Genomic DNA, 19436 nt, shown 5'->3' with positions numbered 1-19436 from the left:
CCCTCTCCTGTTCATTCTGATGGTGCACGGTATCCGGCGGCGATGAGGCCGTCAATGAGGAAGCCCGGCGCATCTTTCCAAACCGCCGGGCGCATTATGGCCTTATGGCTGCGGGGCTTTCAGCACCTTCACCAGATAGCGTCCGTCTTCCGTCAGCTTGGCGCCGTGGATGTCGGTTTCAAAACCGGGATAGCGCTCGCCGATCGAGCACAGCATCAGCAGGAAATCGAGCACCGCCCGGCTCTCTTCGGTGATCATTTCCCCCGGCATCACCAGCGGCACGCCCGGCGGATAAGGCAGGATCATATTGGCCGCCACCTTGCCCACCAACTGATCCAGCTCGCAGGTTTCCACATTGCCGCGCACCTGCTCCTGGAACATCTGGTGCGGCGTCAGCTTCATTTCCGGCAGCACGTCAAACGCCCGCTGCATCAGGCGCGGCAGATCGTGTTGGCAGATCAGGCGATGAATACCGGCGGCCAGATCCTGGATGCGCATGTGGCGATAGAAATCCGGATCCTCGGCGTACAGATCCGGCAGCATGTTCTTCACCCGCAGGTTGAGATCGTAGGCGCGCTTGAAGTCGGTCAGGCCGCGCAGCAGGCTCATCGCCTTGGTTTTATCGATGCCGATGCTGAACAGGAACAGCAGATTGTACGGCCCGGTCTTCTCCACCACGATGCCGCGCTCGTCGAGGTACTTCGCCACCAGCGCCGCCGGGATCCCCTCTTCCTCCAGCGCCCCCAGCTCATTCATGCCCGGCGTCAGGATCGTCACCTTGATCGGATCGAGATACATATGATCGCGATCGGTCTGGCCGAAACCGTGCCAGTTATCGTCCGGATCCAGCGGCCAGCACTGCGCTTCATCGATCTCTTCCGGCTGCCAGATATCGAAGAACCAGCTGTCGCTTTCCTCGCGCAGCCGCTGCACTTCACGGCGAAAATGCAGCGCGCGCTCCACCGAACGGTTGATCAAGCGGCGCCCCGGATTGCCGCGCAGCATGGCGGCGGCGGTCTCCATCGACGCCACGATGCCGTAGTGCGGCGAAGTGGTGGTGTGCATCATGTAGGCTTCGTTGAAGGTGCTCTCGTCGTAGTCGCCCTTGATATGAATCATCGAGGCCTGCGAGAAGGCCGCCAGCAGCTTGTGGGTGGATTGGGTTTCGTAGAAAACCTTACCGGGCACCCGATCGCCGCTCATGCCGCTCTTGCCGTCGTAAATCGGATGGAAGTTGGTGTAAGGCACCCAGGCGGAGTCGAAGTGGATCGACGGCACCTCCAGCGTCTGCTTGATGTAGTCGGTGTTGTACAGCAGGCCGTCATAGGTGGAATTGGTGATCACCGCATGCACCGGCCAGGTGGCGTTCGGGGTCTCCTGCACCCGGGCGGCGATGCTGGCGCGGGTAAACTCGCGCTGCGGAATGCCGCCGAGGATGCCGTAGGCGTTGCGCAGCGGGCGCAGATAGATCGGCACGATATCGCTCATCATCAGCAGGTGGCACAGCGATTTGTGGCAATTGCGGTCGATCAGCACCGTGCTGCCCGCCGGCGCTGAATACATGCCGACGATCTTGTTGGCGGTGGAGGTGCCGTTGGTGACCAGATAGCTCTGCTCGGCATTGAAGGTGCGCGCGATGTACTCTTCGGCCTCCAGATGCGGGCCGGTGTGATCCAGCAGCGACCCGAGCTCGGTGACCGAAATCGAGATGTCGGCCTTCAGGGTATTGGCGCCGAAGAAGTCATAGAACAGGCAGCCCACCGGGCTTTTCTGGAACGCGGTGCCGGCCATGTGGCCCGGCGTGCAAAAGGTGTACTTTCCTTCGCGCACGTAGTTGAACAGCGCCTTGGTCAGCGGCGGCGTAATGGTGTCGATGTATTCCGCCGTGTATTGCTGGATGCGCTGCGCGATATCGTCTGCCGCATTCAGGCCATACTCGAAGAAATAGAGCACCATGCGCATTTCATGCAGGCTGACGTCGAAGGTGGAGTGAGTATTGATAAAGGCGTACAGCGGCAGGTATTCGTTCAGCTCGTTGATCTCGCTGCACAGCTCCAGGCTGTAATCGTCCCAGTCGAAGATCACGCCGCAGATGCGGGCATTGGCTTCGATCAGCTTCAGCAGGTCACCGCTGTTTTTGGGGTATACCAGCTGGAATCCCATCGCGCCCAGCGCCGCGTGGAGCTCGCGGATCGGCTCATCTTTGTAGTAGACGCCCGTCGGGCCCATGATGGCGATGATATTCATCGGCAGCTCCTGTCAGTTAACGGCCAAGTCTCTATAACACCACGAAAATCCGGCGGTGTGTAGCCCAAAAAAAAACCGCCCGAAGGCGGTTTATTACCGTGAAGATCGCAACTCAGCAGTAGCCGTAGTTCATCAGACGCTGGTAACGGCGGTTGAGCAACTCTTCGTCGTTCAGGCCATCCAGATCTTTCAGATCGGCCAGCAGCTGCGCTTTCAACGCGGCGGCCATCGCCGGCACGTCGCGGTGCGCGGAACCCAGCGGCTCCGGGATCACCGAGTCGATCAGCTTCAGCTCTTTCAGACGCGGCGCGGTGATACCCATCGCTTCCGCGGCCAGCGGCGCCTTGTCGGCGCTCTTCCACAGGATGGAGGCGCAGCCTTCCGGCGAAATCACCGAGTAGGTGCTGTACTGCAGCATGTTCACCTTGTCGCCCACGCCGATCGCCAGCGCGCCGCCCGAGCCGCCTTCACCGATGACGGTGCAGATGACCGGTACGTTCAGGCGCGACATCTCACGCAGGTTGCGCGCGATGGCTTCCGACTGGCCGCGTTCTTCCGCGCCCACGCCCGGATAAGCGCCCGGGGTATCGATAAAGGTGATGATCGGCATTTTGAAGCGGGCGGCCATTTCCATCAGGCGCAGCGCCTTGCGGTAGCCTTCCGGCGCCGGCATGCCGAAGTTGCGGCGGATCTTCTCTTTGGTCTCACGGCCTTTCTGGTGCCCGATGATCATCACCGGGCGGCCATCCAGACGCGCAATCCCCCCGACGATCGCTTTGTCGTCGGCGTAAGCGCGATCGCCCGCCAACTCTTCGAAGTCGGTAAAGATGTGTTTGATATAATCCAGGGTATAAGGACGGCGCGGGTGGCGTGCCAATTGGGCAATCTGCCAGGCCCCAAGATCGGCAAAAATCTTGCGCGTCAGCTCAACGCTCTTTTCACGCAGGCGCTGAACCTCTTCGTCCAGATTAATATCTAATTTTTCGTCTTGACGGCTGACTGCAGTCAGCGAGTCAATTTTCGCTTCCAGCTCTGCAATCGGCTGTTCAAAATCAAGAAAATTCAGACTCATAGCATTCCTATTTTAGTCAAATTCCAAGTCCACCTGCTCATTGCCTACCAACGTCCGCAAGTCTATCAACAAGCGGTCGGTGGGCGTCACGCGCCAGGTTGCGCCAAAACGCAGCTTGGCTCGCGCATCTTCCCGTTGATAGTAGAGATGCACTGGAATCGTCCCCGAGCGATGGGGTTCCAACGACTGACGGAGACGGTTCAAAAGCTGGTCATCAATTTGCCTGTCAGTCAGCGAGATAGCAAGCCCGCGAGCGTATTTTTCCCGGGCTTCACTGATGTCCATTACCTCGCGGGCCATCATTTTAAGCCCGCCGCTAAAGTCATCAAAGCTGACCTGTCCACTGGCGATAAGGATACGGTCTTTTTCCAACAAATGCTGGTATTTTTCTAACGCTTCGGTGAATAGCATCACTTCCAGACGGCCCGAACGGTCATCCAGCGTACAGATGCCGATGCGGTTGCCGCGCTTGGTCACCATCACCCGCGCGGCGACCACCAACCCGACGGCGGTAGTCATTTTGCCCCGATCCGTCGGGTGCATGTCTTTCAAACGCTGGCCACCGGCGTAACGTTCGATCTCCTTGAGGTATTGGGTGATCGGGTGGCCGGTCAGGTAGAGCCCCAGCGTTTCCCGTTCACCGTCCAACACCACCTGCTCCGGCCAGGGCGCGATGTTGGCGTAGGATTGCTCCACCTGCTCCGGCGCTTCCGCCAGCACGCCAAACATGTCCACCTGGCCAATAGCTTCGGCTTTCGCATGCTGATCCGCCGCTTTCAACGCGTCGCCGAGCGAATTCATCAGCGCGGCGCGGTGTGGCCCAAGGCGATCGAACGCCCCGGACATGATCAGTTTTTCCAGAATGCGGCGGTTCAGTTTCTTGATGTCGGAGCGCGCGCAGAGATCGAACAGGTCTTTGAAATAACCTTGCTCGCCGCTGTTGCGCGCTTCGATAATGGCTTCGATCGGCCCTTCCCCCACGCCCTTGATGGCGCCGATGCCGTAAACGATCTCGCCGTCGTCGTTGACGTGGAAGTGATACAGGCCGCTGTTGATGTCCGGCGGCAGGATCTTCAGCCCCATACGCCAGCATTCGTCCACCAGCCCCACTACTTTGTCGGTGTTGTCCATATCGGCGGTCATCACCGCCGCCATAAACTCGGCCGGATAGTGCGCCTTCAGCCACAGCGTCTGGTACGACACCAGCGCGTAGGCGGCGGAGTGCGATTTGTTGAAGCCATAACCGGCGAATTTCTCCACCAGGTCGAAGATTTTCACCGACAGTTCGCCGTCGATGCCGCGCGCTTTGGCGCCGTCTTCAAAGCCGCCGCGCTGCTTGGCCATTTCGACCGGGTTCTTTTTACCCATCGCACGGCGCAGCATGTCCGCGCCGCCCAGCGTATAGCCGGCCAGCACCTGGGCAATCTGCATCACCTGTTCCTGATACAGGATGATGCCGTAGGTCGGCTCCAGCACCGGCTTGAGCGACTCATGCTGCCACTGAATGTCCGGGTAGGAGATCTCTTCGCGGCCATGTTTGCGGTCGATGAAGTTATCCACCATGCCCGACTGCAGCGGCCCCGGACGGAACAGCGCCACCAGTGCGATCATGTCTTCGAAGCAGTCGGGCTTCAGACGTTTGATCAAATCTTTCATGCCGCGCGATTCAAGCTGGAACACCGCCGTGGTTTCCGAACGCTGCAGCATGTCGAAGCTTTTCTTGTCGTCGAGCGGGATGGCGGCGATGTCGATCGGTTCCAGCCCGGTCTTGGCGCGCCGGGCGTTGATCATCTCCAGCGCCCAGTCGATGATGGTCAGGGTGCGCAGACCGAGGAAGTCGAACTTCACCAGCCCGGCGTATTCCACGTCGTTCTTGTCGAACTGGGTCACCGGGTGGTTCCCTTCGGCATCGCAGTACAGCGGCGCGAAGTCGGTGATCTTGGTCGGCGCGATCACCACGCCACCGGCGTGTTTACCGGCGTTGCGCGTCACCCCTTCCAGCTTGCGGGCCATGTCGATCAGCGCTTTGACCTCTTCGTCGGCCTCGTAAATCTCCGGCAGCTGCGGTTCGGCGGCGAAGGCTTTCTCCAGCGTCATGCCCGGATCCGGCGGCACCAGTTTGGAGATGCGATCGACGAACCCGTACGGGTGCCCCAACACGCGGCCTACGTCGCGGATAACCGCTTTCGCCGCCATGGTGCCGAAGGTGATGATCTGCGATACCGCTTCGCGGCCGTACATCTCCGCCACGTGCTCGATTACCTGGTCACGTTTCTCCATGCAGAAGTCGACGTCGAAGTCGGGCATCGAGACACGTTCCGGGTTCAGGAAGCGTTCGAACAGCAGGTCGAATTCCAGCGGATCGAGGTCGGTGATTTTCAACGCATAGGCCACCAGCGAACCGGCGCCGGAGCCACGCCCTGGGCCCACCGGCACGTTGTTGTCCTTCGACCACTGGATAAATTCCATCACGATCAGGAAGTAGCCGGGGAACCCCATCTGGTTGATCACTTTCAGCTCGACGTCCAGACGCTCGTCGTATTCCGGGCGGCGCTGCGCGCGCACTTCAGGATCGGGGAACAGGAACTCGAGGCGCTCTTCCAGCCCCTCTTTCGATTTGAGTACCAGGAAGTCCTCGGTACTCATATCGCCGGTCGGGAACTGCGGCAGGAAGTACTCGCCGAGGCGAATGGTGACGTTACAGCGTTTGGCGATTTCGACGCTGTTCAGCAGCGCTTCCGGGATGTCGGCGAACAGCTCGCACATCTCGTCTTCGCTGCGCATGTATTGTTGCGGGCTGTAGTTGCGCGGCCGCTTGGGATCGTCCAGCGTAAAGCCGTCGTGGATGGCGACGCGGATCTCATGGGCGTCGAAGTCATCTTCCACCAGGAAACGCACGTCGTTGGTGGCCACCACCGGCAAACCGCGCTCGGTGGCCAGCGCCACCGCCGCATGCAGATAGTTCTCTTCATCCGGGCGGCCGGTGCGGATCAACTCCAGGTAGTAGCAGTCGGGGAAATATTGCTGGTAGAAATCCAGACACTGATCCACCTGCGCCTGGTTGCCGCGCAGCAGGAACTTGCCGACGTCGCCCTGACGCGCGCCGGAGAGCAGGATCAGCCCTTCGCGATGTTCAATCAGCCAGTCGCGATCGATGATCGGGCCGGCGGCGCCGTAGCCGCGCTGATAGGCGCGGGAAATCAGCAGCGTCAGGTTCTGGTAGCCTTCGTTGTTGCTGGCCAGCACCGTCAGCTGAGCGAGTTCGTCGCCCAAGACTTCGCTTTGCACATGGAAATCCGCGCCGATGATCGGTTTGATCCCGGCGCCGTGCGCGCTGCCGTAGAACTTCACCAGCCCGCACAGGTTGGTGAAATCGGTGATTGCCAGAGCAGGCATGGCTAACGCGGCGGCTCTTTTCACCAGCGGCGCCGTCTTGGCCAATCCATCAATCATGGAGTAGTCACTGTGGACGCGCAGGTGAATAAAACGAGGTTCGGCCATCTCCAGATACCTGATTGAAGGGGCTCAGCGTGCTGAGCCCGGGTTAATGCTATCGTCGAGCCGGTCAGGCTCGCAGGCTACAGCGCGAGCGCCCTTTTCACCGGCGCGAAGCTGCGGCGATGATGCTCGGTGGCGCCCAGCGCGGCCAGCCGCTCCAGGTGGAAGGCGGTCGGGTAGCCTTTATGCTGCGCGAAACCGTAGTCCGGGAACTCGCTGTCCAGCTCGGCCATTTCGCGATCGCGCGTGACCTTCGCCAGAATGGACGCCGCGCTGATCTCCGCCACGCGGCTGTCGCCCTTCACCACCGCCTGCGAACGCATCGGCAAGCTCGGGCAACGGTTACCGTCGATTAAAACCATGTCCGGCGCGATATGCAACCCGGCCACCGCGCGCTGCATCGCCAACATGGTGGCGTGCAAAATGTTCAGCTGGTCGATTTCCGCCGGTTCGGCGCGCCCCAGGCTCCAGGAGAGCGCTTTGGCGACGATTTCGTCATACAGCGCCAGCCGGCGTTTTTCACTGAGCTTTTTGGAGTCCGCCAGCCCGACGATCGGCCGCGCCGGATCGAGGATCACGGCGGCGGTGACCACCGCGCCGACCAACGGGCCGCGGCCCACTTCGTCCACACCGGCAATCAGCGTGGCAGCGGGATAGATAAAGGGTTCAATCATGCTTTCGCCAGCTCCAACACAGCCTGAGCGGCCTGTTCGTCCGCACCGCAACGGATGCTTTGGTGCAAGGTAAGGAAAGTCTGTTTCAACGCGTCGGTTTCCGGGCTCTCTTCCAGCAGCGGCATCACGGCGGCGGCCAGTTTGTCCGGGACGCAGTCATGCTGCAGCAGTTCGGTGACGATCTCCCGCCCCGCCAGCAGATTCGGCAGCGAGACATAAGGCGTTTTCACCAGCTTCTGCGCCAACCAGAAAGTGAACGGCTTCATGCGATAGCCCACGACCATCGGGCACTTGGCCAGCATGCATTCCAGCGCCGCCGTGCCGGATGCCAGCAGCGCCGCGTCGCTGGCGATCATCGCTTCACGCCCCTGCCCATTCAGCAGGTGTACGGTCAGATCCGGCGCCACTTCGGCCTTGATGCGCTCAAACTGCTCACGCCGTTTGGCGTTGACCAGCGGCACCACCACTTCCAGCTCGGGATAACGCGTGCGCAGCAGCTGCGCGGTTTTGAGGAAGTCGGCGCTCAGCATCTCGACTTCGGCGCCGCGGCTGCCCGGCAACAAGGCCAAACAGCGCGCCTGCGGAGCGATGCCAAGCTGAGCGCGCGCCGCCAACCGATCGGGCTGCAGCGGCATGGCGTCCGCCATGGTGTGACCGATAAACCGGCAGGGGACGTTGAAACGATCGTAAAACGCTTTTTCGAAAGGGAGAAAGGCCAGCACCAAATCGGTGGCTTTGCCTATTTTGAAAACGCGCTTTTGTCGCCAGGCCCACACTGAAGGGCTGACATAGTGGATGGTGCGAATGCCGCGCTGCTTGAGGCGGCCTTCCAGCGTGATGTTGAAGTCCGGCGCGTCGATGCCGACAAACACGTCCGGCCGCAGCTCACCGAAGCGGCGGGTAAGATCCTTGCGGATCTTCAACAGGCGTGGCAAGCGCTCGAGCACTTCCACCACGCCCATTACCGCCAGCTCTTCCATTTCGTACCAGGCTTCGCACCCTTCGGCCTGCATCAGCGGGCCGGCGACGCCAACGAAACGCGCGTCAGGGATCTGCGCTTTGAGCGCACGGATCAAACCGGCGCCGAGAATGTCACCGGAGGTTTCTCCGGCGACCAATCCGATAGTCAATGGACGATTCGACATAACTCAGCGAATGATGCCACGGGTAGAACGGGTGAAGAAATCGAGGTACTGCTGCACCACCGGCTGCTCTTTGGCCAGGGCTTCGATTTCCGCTTTCGCTTCATCCAGCGTTTTTTCGCTGCGATACAGGATTTTGTAGGCGTTGCGGATCGCCTGCATTTCATCCTTGTCAAAACCGCGGCGCTTGAGGCCGACCGCGTTGACGCCGAACGGCGTAGCGTGGTTGCCCTGAGCGATGACGAACGGAGGCACATCCTGAGCGACACCGGAACAACCGCCTACCATCACATGCGCGCCGATAATGCAGAACTGATGGATCGCCGTCATGCCGCCGATGATGGCGTGATCGTCGATTTCCACATGCCCCGCCAGCGTGGCGTTGTTGGCCAGCACGCAAGCGTTGCCAACTACGCAGTCGTGGGCGACATGCACGTTGACCATCAGCAGGTTATCGTTGCCCACTTTGGTCAGGCCGGTGCCCTGCGCGGTGCCGCGGTGGATGGTGACGCTTTCGCGGATGCGATTGCGATCGCCCACTTCCACACGCGTCGGCTCGCCCGCGTATTTCAGATCCTGATTCACTTCGCCGATAGAGGCGAACTGATAAATCTGGTTATCGCGGCCAATCTTGGTAATGCCGTTCACCACCACGTGGGATTTCAGCACCGTGCCGGCGCCGATTTCCACCTGGGAGCCGACGTAGCAGAAAGGGCCGATATGCACGCCGGCGCCAATCACGGCGCCTTCTTCGACTATCGCGCTAGGATGGATAAAGGCGGTTTGGTCAATCACGGATTAAGCCTCCCGGCTGCGGGCACACATCATGGTTGCTTCGCAGACAATTTTACCGTCAACGGTCGCCACGCCTTTGAAGCGAGTCAGACCGCGGCGAGTTTTCTCGAAGGTGACTTCCATGACCATCTGATCGCCTGGCACCACAGGGCGCTTGAAGCGAGCTTCATCGATACCAGCGAAGTAATACAGCTCGCCCGGTTCCAGTTTGCCGACGCTTTTAAACGCCAGGATGCCGGTGGCCTGCGCCATGGCTTCCAGGATCAATACGCCTGGGAAAATCGGTTTGCCAGGGAAGTGGCCCTGGAAAAACGGTTCATTCACCGATACGTTCTTCACCGCACGCAGATATTTGTGCTCTTCAAACTCGAGGACGCGGTCGACCAGCAAGAACGGGTAACGGTGAGGAAGCAGATCCAAAATTTCTGCAATATCCAGAGTATGAGTGTCAGTAGTCAAAATACTCTTCCTGTCTCTAAAAACTGATGGCATCAACAACACGGCCTGCGCTGACCCCAAAAGGAGATCATCATGCAGGCCGCAAATTAACATCTCTTTGCGCTTTTGGTCTCACGACCAACGCGTTTCGTTTTGTACCCGCGAGAGCGGGCGGCAATGACTAGTCTTTTCCGACTTTACGTTCGACAGCTTTCAAGCGCTTGCTGATCTCATCGATATTCATTACCAACGCAGCGGTTTTACGCCAAACCTTGTTAGGCTGCAACGGAATGCCCGAAGAGTATACCCCAGGTTCGGTGATTGGTCGCATAACCATTCCCATTCCGGTAACAACAACCTTGTCGGCAATTTCCATGTGACCGTTGATCACGCTGGCGCCGCCAATCTGGCAGTAGCGGCCGATTTTCAGGCTGCCGGCCATGATCACACCGCCGGCGACGGCGGTATTGTCGCCAATCACGACGTTATGTGCAATCTGGCATTGGTTGTCGATGATAACACCATTCCCGATTTGGGTGTTATCCAAAGCGCCGCGGTCAATGGTGGTGCAAGCGCCGATTTCGACGCGATCGCCGATAATCACCGTGCCCAACTGAGGGATCTTGATCCACTCGCCGCGCTCATTCGCATAGCCGAAACCGTCTGCGCCGATCACGGTGCCCGACTGAATCAGGCAGCGCTGGCCGATTTCGACCGCATGATAAATCGTTACGTTCGCCCACAGACGCGTTCCCGCGCCGATGCGTGCGTGTTTGCCGATGAAGCAGCCCGGGCCGATAACCACGTTATCGCCAAGCACCGCACCCGACTCGATCACCGCGTTCGCCCCAATGGCGACATTCTGCCCCAGCTGCGCTTCAGGCGAGACAACCGCGCTTGGCGCGATATCCTGAGCCGGCGACGGCGTGGTGTCCATCAGCTGCGCCATGCGCGCATAGGTCAGGTAAGGGTTCTTAACCACCAGCGCCGCAGCACGGCAGTGTGGTAAATCCGCTTCGGTAAGCACCACGGCGCTTGCCTGGCAGGAAGACAGCTGCTCTTGATAGCGGCTGTTTGACAAAAACGTGATTTGGCCAGGCTGTGCCGAATGCATAGAAGCAATGCCGGTGATGACGAGATCGCCATCACCGTGCAATTGTGCATCCAACTGCTGCGCTAAATCAGCCAGTCGAATTGAAAGCATGTGTTATTTAACCTGTTTCAGCACGTCAGCAGTGATATCTTTGGAAGAGTCTGCATAGGCAACGGCGTTGGCGTCGATCACCACGTCATAACCGCCTTTGCTCGCGACAGATTTCACCGCGTCCTGAATGCGGCTCAGGATCTTGTTACGCTCTTCCATCTGGCGACGACGGTTGTCCTGCTCGAAAGCCTGGGCTTTCTGAGAGAACTGCTCGCGCTGCGCCATCACGTCTTTTTCCAACTTGCTGCGGTCGCTGGCTTTCATGGTAGCGCCGTCACGCTGCAGACGTTGCATTTTGGTCTGCAGGCTACGTTCCATGTTCTGGAGTTCGCTTGCACGGCCTTTAAACTCGTTTTCCAGCTGTTTAGCGACCGCTTCGCGGGCCGGCAGCTGTTGGAAAATGCTGGAGACGTTAACGACAGCGATCTTATCTGCTGCCTGAACGCCAGCTGAAGCAGCCATTGCTAAACCGAGGCCTGCGGCACACAACCACTTTTTCACTATAAACTCCTTACCATCACCCATTTGTGTCATATGACACTGAAGTACACAATTTGCCAGACTTGTCCCACCAAACAATGAGAATCATCTCCCTCTGCCGGCGGGCGCCTGGCCATTGCGATTCTTAATAACTGTTATGCCCAGAGGCGAGACCCGTTACCAGGTCTTACCGATGTTAAACTGGAACTGTTCGGACTTGTCGCCTTCGTATTTCTTGATCGGGTTGGCGTAAGAGAACACCAATGGCCCCAATGGCGACATCCACTGCAGCGCGATACCGGCGGAAGAACGAATATTGCTGGCCTTGCTGTAGTCCGGCACGCCGTACATCAGCGTATCGTTGGTATTCTTCCACTTGGTATCCCACACGGTACCCGCATCGATGAACAGCGACGTGCGCACAGAGTTGGCGTATTTCTCGCTGATGAACGGCGTTGGGGTGATCAGCTCCAGGCTGGCGACCGCCATGGCGTTACCGCCCACCGCGTCATCCGAACCACAGATGCTCTGACGATCGGTGGTGCTGCCGGCGTTGAACTGGCACTGGTACGAATTGGAGTTGTAGTACACCGCCTTCGGACCAATGGTGTTGGACTGGAAGCCACGCACGGTGCTCGAACCACCGGCGTAGAAGTTCTCGTAGAACGGCATTTCCTTGCCGCCCAGCCCATCCGCGTAACCCAGACGGCCGCGACCCAACAGCACCCAGGTGCGGTCGTCGTTGATCGGCACGTACTGTACGCTGTCCAGCGTCACCTTGTAGTATTCGTTGTCCGACCCCGGAATGGTGACCTTGCCGTTCAACGTGGTGCGGTTACCCGAAGTCGGGAAGTAGCCGCGGTCCAGGTTGTTGTAGGTCCAGCCCAGGTTCAGGGTAAAGTCGTCCGTCGAGTAGCTGGCGCGGTCGGTCTTGTTCGCATCCACGCCCATCGAGTCGAGGTAACGCCACATGGCGATCTGCGGCTGCATGTTCGACAGGCCGTTGTGGACATAGCCCAGGCCGGTGCGCAACGAGTTGTTTTCATTGATCGGGAAGCCCAGCGTGCCGTCAACACCGTAACTCTTGTTGGTGTAGTCGGACAGATCCGCGTTATCCGCTTTAAAGTCGTTGTAGAAGACGCGGCCGCCCAGGCTCACACCGTCAACGGTGAAGTACGGGTTGGTGACCGAGAATTCGGTATACGTCTGGTAATCGTTCTTGGTGCCGCTGATGCCGACCGAGTAGCCGGTACCCAACCAGTTATCCTGCTGCACGCCGGCCTGGAAGCTGACGCCGCTCTCGGTGCCGTAACCGACGCCGAAGTTAAAGGTACCGGTGTTGCGTTCTTTAACCTTGTAGGTCACGTCGACCTGATCGGCAGTGCCCGGCACGCGCTGGGTTTCCACATCGACCGTTTCGAAGTAGCCCAGGCGGTTCAGACGCTCCTTGCCCTGCTCGACCTGCTCGTTGCCGAGCCAGGCGCCTTCCATCTGGCGCATTTCGCGACGCAGTACGGAATCCTTGCTGGTGTCGTTGCCTTCGAACTTGATGCGGCGCACGTAGAAACGGTTGCCCGCGTCAACGTTGACGTGCAGCTTGACGGTTTTATCCGCGTCATTGATCTCCGGCTGGGTGCCGACGCGCGGGTAGGCGTAACCATAACGGCCCAACATCGTTTTGATGTTGTCTTCCATTTTGGTCACTTTGCTGCCGTTATACAGCTCGCCCGGCTCGATTTTGGTGATCTGAGCGACTTCCGCCGAGTGGCCGGCCAGATTGCCGTTCACGACAACATCAGAAAGCTTGTACTGATCGCCTTCGGTGATGTTGATGGTGATGTAGATGCCTTTTTTATCCGGCGTCAGGCTCACCTGGGTAGAATCGATGTTAAAGCGGGCATAGCCGCGATCCAGATAGAAGCTGCGCAGGGTTTCGAGATCGCCCGCCAGTTTTTGCTTCTGGTATTTGCGATCGCCGACCAGGTTCCACCACGGCACTTCGTCACGCAGTTGGAAGCGCGAGATCAGTTCATCGTTGGTGAAGGCATGGTTGCCGACGATGTTGATTTGTTGAATCTTGGCGGAGACCCCTTCCGTGAACACCAGCTTCAGGTCGACACGGTTGCGCGGCAACGGCGTGACCACGGCTTTCACCGAGGCGCTGTATTTACCAACGCTGTAATAGAAGTCTTCCAGCCCTTTTTCAATGCTGGAAATCGTGGTGCGGTCGAGCGCCTCGCCCACCCGGACGCCGGAGGCTTCCAGGTTTTGCTTGAGCATGTCATCCTTCACCGACTTGTTGCCGGAGAAAGTGATGCTGGCGATGGTAGGACGTTCCTTCACCTGCACGATCAAGGTATTACCATCGCGCAGTACGCGCACGTCCTCGAAGTTGCCGGTGGCAAACAAGGCACGAATGGTATTACTGATGTCATCGTCAGTGACGGTATCGCCGACGCGAACCGGCATGTTGAGTAACGCCGCACCGACGGCAACTCGCTGCAGGCCTTCGAAATGAATGTCTTTCACTACGAACCCGTCTGCACCGTATACGGTGGCGCTGCCAAACAGCAGCGACGCTATGAGCAACTTTTTCATCGCCATCGTTGTTATGCGTTCTTCCTAACCTATCCCCGCCCCTAAAGGCGGGAAAAATCATTGAAAAGTGCAAGACCCATCAACAACACCAACACGATCGAACCTATGCGGTAGCTGTAGTCCTGTACTCGCTCGGAAACCGGCCCACCCTTCAGCTTTTCTATCGCCAGGAAGAGGAGATGCCCACCATCTAACACCGGTAATGGGAACAGGTTGATGATCCCCAGGTTGACGCTAATCAACGCCAGGAACATCAGATAATACACGAATCCGACTCCGGCTGACGCCCCAGCTCCCTGTGCAATCGAGATCGGGCCACTCAGGTTGTTCAGCTTTACATCACCGGTTATTAATTTGCCCAGCATGTTGACCGTCAGCCGCATCAGCTGCCAGGTCTTGTCGCCGGCCTGATACAGCGCCGGGAACGGTCCATACTGGCGAATCGTCTTATACTCTTCCGGCAGCGGCAGCACCTTTGGAATGATGCCTGCAAACCCCACCGATTTGTCTTTTCCCACCGGCTTTGTATCCGGTATCAGCGTCAAAGACAAGGGGGCGCCGTTTCTTTCAATCTCCAAAGCCAGCGGTTGCCCCGGGCCATCGTGGATACGCTTCACCAGCGTCTGCCAACGACCCAACGGCTGACCATCGACTTTAACGATCCTGTCCCCCGCTTGTAAACCCGCCTTTTGCGCCGCCGAGTTCGGCTGCACTTCCGCCAACACGGATTCGATCTGCGGGCCGCGCGGCATAATCCCCAGCGCGACAACGGGATCCTGCTTGTCCGGTTCAAAGTTCCACTGGCGCAAGTCCAGGGTTTTGGTCACCACCTGCGAAGAGCCGAACGGCGCTACGCCGACTTCGGTTTGCGCATCGCCAATCTTCGCCACCAGCGCCAGACGAACTGACTCCCAATCAGGCGTTTCGATGCCGTCAACCGACTTTAGTTCCATGCCAGACGAAATTTCAGCCTTGGCGGCGATCGATTGCGGCGCGATTTCGCCGATCACCGGACGGAAACTCGGCACGCCGATGATGAACACCAGCCAGTAGGCAAGGATAGCAAACAGGAAGTTGGCGATGGGGCCGGCGCTGATGATGGCCGCGCGCTGCCAGACGGTTTTATTGTTGAAGGCCTGGTGGCGCATCTCCGGCGCCACCGACTCCACGCGCTCGTCCAGCATCTTCACGTAGCCGCCGAGCGGGATCAGAGCGATAACGTACTCGGTGCCCTGGCGATCGGTTCGGCGCCACAGCGCCCGGCCGAAGCCGATGGAGAAGCGTTCAACGCGCACGCCGCAACGACGGGCAACCCAAAAGTGTCCGAACTCATGCACGGTAATCAAGATACCGAGCGCAATCAGAAACGCCACCAGGTTCCAAAGCACGCTGACCATCATCCCTCACTTTCCGTCATCGACGGATTAAAACACCAACAGCATCAGGCAGGCAAACACCGGCACCGCCGCGGTCAGGCTGTCGATACGATCCAGTATGCCGCCATGACCGGGAATCAAATGCCCGCTGTCCTTGATGCCCGCTTCGCGTTTGAACATGCTTTCGGTCAAATCGCCCAGCACCGAAGCCAGCGCGGCGATCACCGAACAGGCCAGCAGCGTGGTCGGCACCACGTTCAGCGGCGCGTAGCGGCCGAACAGCCACGAGATCACCGCCGACGTCAGCAACCCGCCGATCAAACCTTCCCACGTTTTGCCCGGTGAGACCTTCGGCGCCAGCTTATGCTTGCCGAACAGCTTGCCGAACATGTAGGCACCGGAATCTGCGCCCCACACCAGCAACATCACGTACAGCAGCCACCAGGCGCCGGTAAACGGGTTTTGCTCGTAGCCGAACTGGCGCAGCGCCAGCATGCCCCAGAAAAACGGCACGATGGTCAGCAGGCCAAACAGCAGGCGCAGCGGGCGCGAATTGCGCCAGATAGCGGCCGAGCCGGGATAGAACAGCACCAACAGCAACGCCGCCAGCCACCAGGCCAACGACAGCCACAGCGAGCCGCTTATCTGCGGCACGGATTGATGGTAAGCGGGGACGCTGAGCATCATCAGCGCAAGCAGAAAACCGCACAGTATCGCCAACCAGATGCGCTGCGAACGGGAGGTAAAACCGGCCAATTGGCCCCACTCCCAGGCAGCTAACATGCACACGACGAGCGTTACCAGAGCAAAGGCCAACGGCGGCAACAGGAACAGCGCCGCGATAACGATCGGGATTAAAATCAGAGCAGTTATGAGGCGATACTTCAGCAAAAGTTCTCCCTAGGACGCATCGGCGCCGTTAGGTGTTGTTCCCCCGAAGCGGCGCTCACGTTGTGCAAATGCATTCAGCGCACCTTCAAAGACAAGTTCATCGAAATCAGGCCAGAGCACATCAGTAAAGTAAAGTTCAGCATAGGCGATTTGCCACAGCAGGAAATTACTGATGCGATGCTCGCCACCGGTGCGGATAACCAGATCCACCGGCGCCAGGTCGCTCATGCAAACCCGCTCGTTCAATAATTCCTCGCTGATCTGATCCGGGTGCAACTCGCCTACCCGTACCTGTTCGGCCAGTTCCCTTACTCCCTGAATGATATCCCAACGGCCGCCGTAGTTGGCAGCGATATTGAGCGTCAGGCCATCGTTATTTTCCGTCAGAGCTTCAGAGCGGCGGATCCGCTCCTGCAAACGCGCGCTGAATCGGCTGATATCGCCGATCACTCGCAGCCTGACGTTATGTTTATGCAGGCTTTTTACTTCACTATCCAAAGCGCGGACAAAAAGCTCCATCAGGGCAGAGACTTCCTGCACCGGACGGTTCCAGTTTTCGCTGCTGAAGGCATAAAGCGTGAGCGCATCTAAATGGTGGCTGGCGGCAAAACTGACCGCGCGGCGAACCGATTTCACCCCTGCTTTATGACCGAAGACACGTAACTTGCCCTGACGTTTGGCCCAGCGTCCGTTACCGTCCATGATAATGGCGACATGGCGCGGCCCCGGGGAAGATGGATTAGCCTCTTGTTGGTTTGCGGACGACATAACTCGTACTTATTTCCTCAATAGAAATATAACTGCCTTTCCGGAACATCAGGCCCTTACGCGCAAAAAAAGCCGTGTGCCCGACACGGCTTTCAGCCTGCCCTTGCGACACCCGGCGCAGCCGGGCCGCCATTGACGCACAAGGCGCCAATCGGGCCATAATTCAACGGTATAACCGCTGACAGGTGGCGCAGACTATACCACCTCAGCGGGGCATGAACAAACGGCCCCGCTGCGGCGCACGCGAATTACGAGCAAAATCGGATAATCACCGTGATCGGACGCACAACGCGCGAACCCGCTCCTCAGCGGCGGCGCGCGCCTGACGGTCAATGTCTAAGACCGCTTCGATGCTCGTCGGTTCCTGCAGCGCGAGACGTTCCACCACCTGGCGATTGACCGCCGCGATATCGGTAAAGCGAATCTGCTGCTGCAAAAATGCCGCCACGGCGATTTCGTTGGCCGCGTTCAGCGCGGTGGTGGCCGCCTGGCCGGCATCAAACGCTTCGATCGCCAAATACAGGCAAGGATAACGCTCACGCTCCGGTTCGGCGAAGGTCAGCGAACCGATACGGCAGAAGTCCAGCGCTTCCACACCGGAATTCACACGCTGCGGATACGCCATCGCGTGAGCGATTGGCGTGCGCATATCCGGCGTCCCCAACTGCGCCAGCACACTGCCGTCTGCATAGCGCACCATCGAGTGAATCACCGACTGCGGGTGCAGGATCACTTCCATTTGCTCGGCCGAGGCGTTAAACAGCCAGCGGGCCTCAATGTATTCCAGACCTTTGTTCATCATGGTGGCGGAATCCACCGAGATCTTGCGACCCATCGACCAGTTCGGGTGGGCGCAGGCTTGATCCGGCGTCATCGCGGCGAACTGTTCCAACGGCGTGGTGCGGAACGGGCCGCCGGAACCGGTAAGCACGATGCGCGAAACACCATGACTGTCCAGTGAAGAGTATCCCAACTGACGCTGAATGTTCTCAGGCAAACTCTGAAAAATCGCGTTGTGCTCGCTGTCGAGCGGCAGCAGTTGCGCCTGGCTTTGCCGCACCGCGTCCATAAACAGACGGCCGCAGGTGACCAGCGACTCTTTGTTGGCCAGCAGCACCTGCTTGCCCGCGCGGATCGCCGCCAGCGTCGGCAACAGCCCCGCGGCGCCGACGATGGCCGCCGTCACTTGATCGACGTCATCCAAAGCGGCCAATTCACAGGCCGCTTGTTCCCCGGCCAACACTTCGGTAGCGACGCCGTTCTCCGCCAGGATGGCGCGCAGCTCGCGCGCGGCGCTTTCATCCGCCATCGCGGCAAACGCGGGCCGAAATTCCATGCATTGCTGCGCCATGACCGTAACGTTGCGGCCGGCCACCAGCGCTTTGATCGCAAAACGGTCGAGATTCGCCCTGACCACGGCCAGGGTGCTGGTCCCTACCGAGCCGGTCGAGCCAAGAATGGTCAGTTGCTTCATGAGTTCACTCTGAATAACTGTCTGATGAGATCGGAGGTGCTCCAGTGTGGAGCCTTGGACACCGCTTGTCCATGATCTTTCAGTACGATGAAACGGGATCTGCGCCACAAAAAACAAAGCGCCGCCCAGGCGACGCTTTTTTTCTGCGCGATGCTGATTAGAATTCCATCAGCTCTTTTTCTTTCTCCGCCAGCGCGGCGTCGACCAGCTTGATGTAAGCGTCGGTCATTTTCTGAATCTCGTCTTGTGAACGACGCTCTTCGTCTTCGCTGATCTCTTTATCTTTCAGCAGCGCCTTGACCTTGTCGTTGGCGTCGCGACGCACGTTACGCACCGCTACGCGGCCCTGCTCGGCTTCGCCGCGCACGATCTTGATCAGATCCTTACGACGTTCTTCGGTCAGCGGAGGCAGCGGAACGCGAATGTCAGAACCGGCGGAAGACGGGTTGAGGCCCAGATCAGAGCTCATGATCGCTTTCTCAACGGCCTGGCTCAGGCTGCGGTCGAATACGTTGATTTTCAGCGTGCGGGAGTCTTCCACGGTCACGTTGGCCAGCTGACGCAGCGGCGTAGCGGCGCCGTAGTATTCCACCATGATACCATCCAGAATGCTTGGAGAAGCGCGGCCGGTACGGATCTTGCTGATTTGGTTTTTGAATGCTTCTACGCTTTTTTCCATGCGTGAATCAGCATCTTTTCTGATTTCATTAGTCACGTTGCAAACCCTTGGAAGCTGGTTACTTGGCAGGCGATACTCAAGTATAGCCCGTATTCGTACT

At 58.8% G+C, this 19436-nt stretch carries 15 protein-coding genes; all 15 read right to left on the bottom strand.

The genetic code is table 11. The features are described from left to right. Window positions 1-102: 102 nt before the first annotated feature. Window positions 103-2247: a lysine decarboxylase LdcC gene (locus tag HWW83_RS15080; RefSeq protein WP_042785262.1), complete on the bottom strand. Its 2145-nt coding sequence runs from the start codon at window positions 2245-2247 to the stop codon at window positions 103-105. A gap of 112 nt (window positions 2248-2359) precedes the next feature. After that, the gene (gene accA, locus HWW83_RS15075; protein WP_004931972.1) at window positions 2360-3319 is read right to left on the bottom strand and encodes an acetyl-CoA carboxylase carboxyl transferase subunit alpha; all 960 of its coding nucleotides are present in this window, start codon (window positions 3317-3319) and stop codon (window positions 2360-2362) included. Window positions 3320-3331: 12 nt separating this feature from the next. Beyond that, entirely contained in the window at window positions 3332-6820 is a 3489-nt protein-coding gene (dnaE, locus tag HWW83_RS15070) for a DNA polymerase III subunit alpha (protein ID WP_033652500.1), read from the bottom strand. A gap of 77 nt (window positions 6821-6897) precedes the next feature. Continuing rightward, window positions 6898-7491 carry a ribonuclease HII gene (rnhB, locus tag HWW83_RS15065; protein ID WP_033644879.1) on the bottom strand — a complete coding sequence of 198 codons (594 nt, stop codon included), beginning with the start codon at window positions 7489-7491 and terminating at the stop codon, window positions 6898-6900. Beyond that, the gene (lpxB, locus tag HWW83_RS15060) at window positions 7488-8636 is read right to left on the bottom strand and encodes a lipid-A-disaccharide synthase (RefSeq protein ID WP_004931967.1); all 1149 of its coding nucleotides are present in this window, start codon (window positions 8634-8636) and stop codon (window positions 7488-7490) included. Before lpxB ends, rnhB begins: the two co-directional genes overlap by 4 nt. Before the next feature lie 3 nt (window positions 8637-8639). Then, entirely contained in the window at window positions 8640-9428 is a 789-nt protein-coding gene (lpxA, locus tag HWW83_RS15055; protein ID WP_033644878.1) for an acyl-ACP--UDP-N-acetylglucosamine O-acyltransferase, read from the bottom strand. Window positions 9429-9431: 3 nt separating this feature from the next. Then, window positions 9432-9887, bottom strand: a complete 456-nt coding sequence (gene fabZ, locus HWW83_RS15050) for a 3-hydroxyacyl-ACP dehydratase FabZ (protein WP_004931962.1) — start codon at window positions 9885-9887, stop codon at window positions 9432-9434. A gap of 160 nt (window positions 9888-10047) precedes the next feature. Next, window positions 10048-11070 carry a UDP-3-O-(3-hydroxymyristoyl)glucosamine N-acyltransferase gene (gene lpxD / locus HWW83_RS15045; protein WP_033649808.1) on the bottom strand — a complete coding sequence of 341 codons (1023 nt, stop codon included), beginning with the start codon at window positions 11068-11070 and terminating at the stop codon, window positions 10048-10050. A 3-nt stretch (window positions 11071-11073) separates the two neighbouring features. Then, complete coding sequence (skp, locus tag HWW83_RS15040; protein WP_004931958.1) at window positions 11074-11571, bottom strand: molecular chaperone Skp; 498 nt, start codon at window positions 11569-11571, stop codon at window positions 11074-11076. Between the two features lie 156 nt (window positions 11572-11727). Next, the gene (gene bamA, locus HWW83_RS15035; protein WP_033644877.1) at window positions 11728-14154 is read right to left on the bottom strand and encodes an outer membrane protein assembly factor BamA; all 2427 of its coding nucleotides are present in this window, start codon (window positions 14152-14154) and stop codon (window positions 11728-11730) included. 35 nt (window positions 14155-14189) lie between these two features. Then, window positions 14190-15545, bottom strand: a complete 1356-nt coding sequence (gene rseP / locus HWW83_RS15030; protein WP_025304033.1) for a sigma E protease regulator RseP — start codon at window positions 15543-15545, stop codon at window positions 14190-14192. Window positions 15546-15572: 27 nt separating this feature from the next. Beyond that, complete coding sequence (gene cdsA, locus HWW83_RS15025; RefSeq protein WP_033644875.1) at window positions 15573-16415, bottom strand: phosphatidate cytidylyltransferase; 843 nt, start codon at window positions 16413-16415, stop codon at window positions 15573-15575. A gap of 9 nt (window positions 16416-16424) precedes the next feature. Beyond that, on the bottom strand, window positions 16425-17183 hold the full coding sequence (ispU, locus tag HWW83_RS15020) for a (2E,6E)-farnesyl-diphosphate-specific ditrans,polycis-undecaprenyl-diphosphate synthase (RefSeq protein ID WP_033644874.1): 759 nt from the start codon (window positions 17181-17183) through the stop codon (window positions 16425-16427). A gap of 268 nt (window positions 17184-17451) precedes the next feature. After that, entirely contained in the window at window positions 17452-18657 is a 1206-nt protein-coding gene (gene ispC / locus HWW83_RS15015; protein ID WP_176589396.1) for a 1-deoxy-D-xylulose-5-phosphate reductoisomerase, read from the bottom strand. Between the two features lie 157 nt (window positions 18658-18814). After that, the gene (frr, locus tag HWW83_RS15010; RefSeq protein WP_025160240.1) at window positions 18815-19372 is read right to left on the bottom strand and encodes a ribosome recycling factor; all 558 of its coding nucleotides are present in this window, start codon (window positions 19370-19372) and stop codon (window positions 18815-18817) included. Window positions 19373-19436 lie beyond the last annotated feature (64 nt).

The organism is Serratia ureilytica, from assembly GCF_013375155.1.
Lineage (GTDB): Bacteria > Pseudomonadota > Gammaproteobacteria > Enterobacterales > Enterobacteriaceae > Serratia > Serratia ureilytica.
Note: the sequence above shows the minus strand (reverse complement) of the source record. Positions and strands in the feature narration are given on the sequence as shown.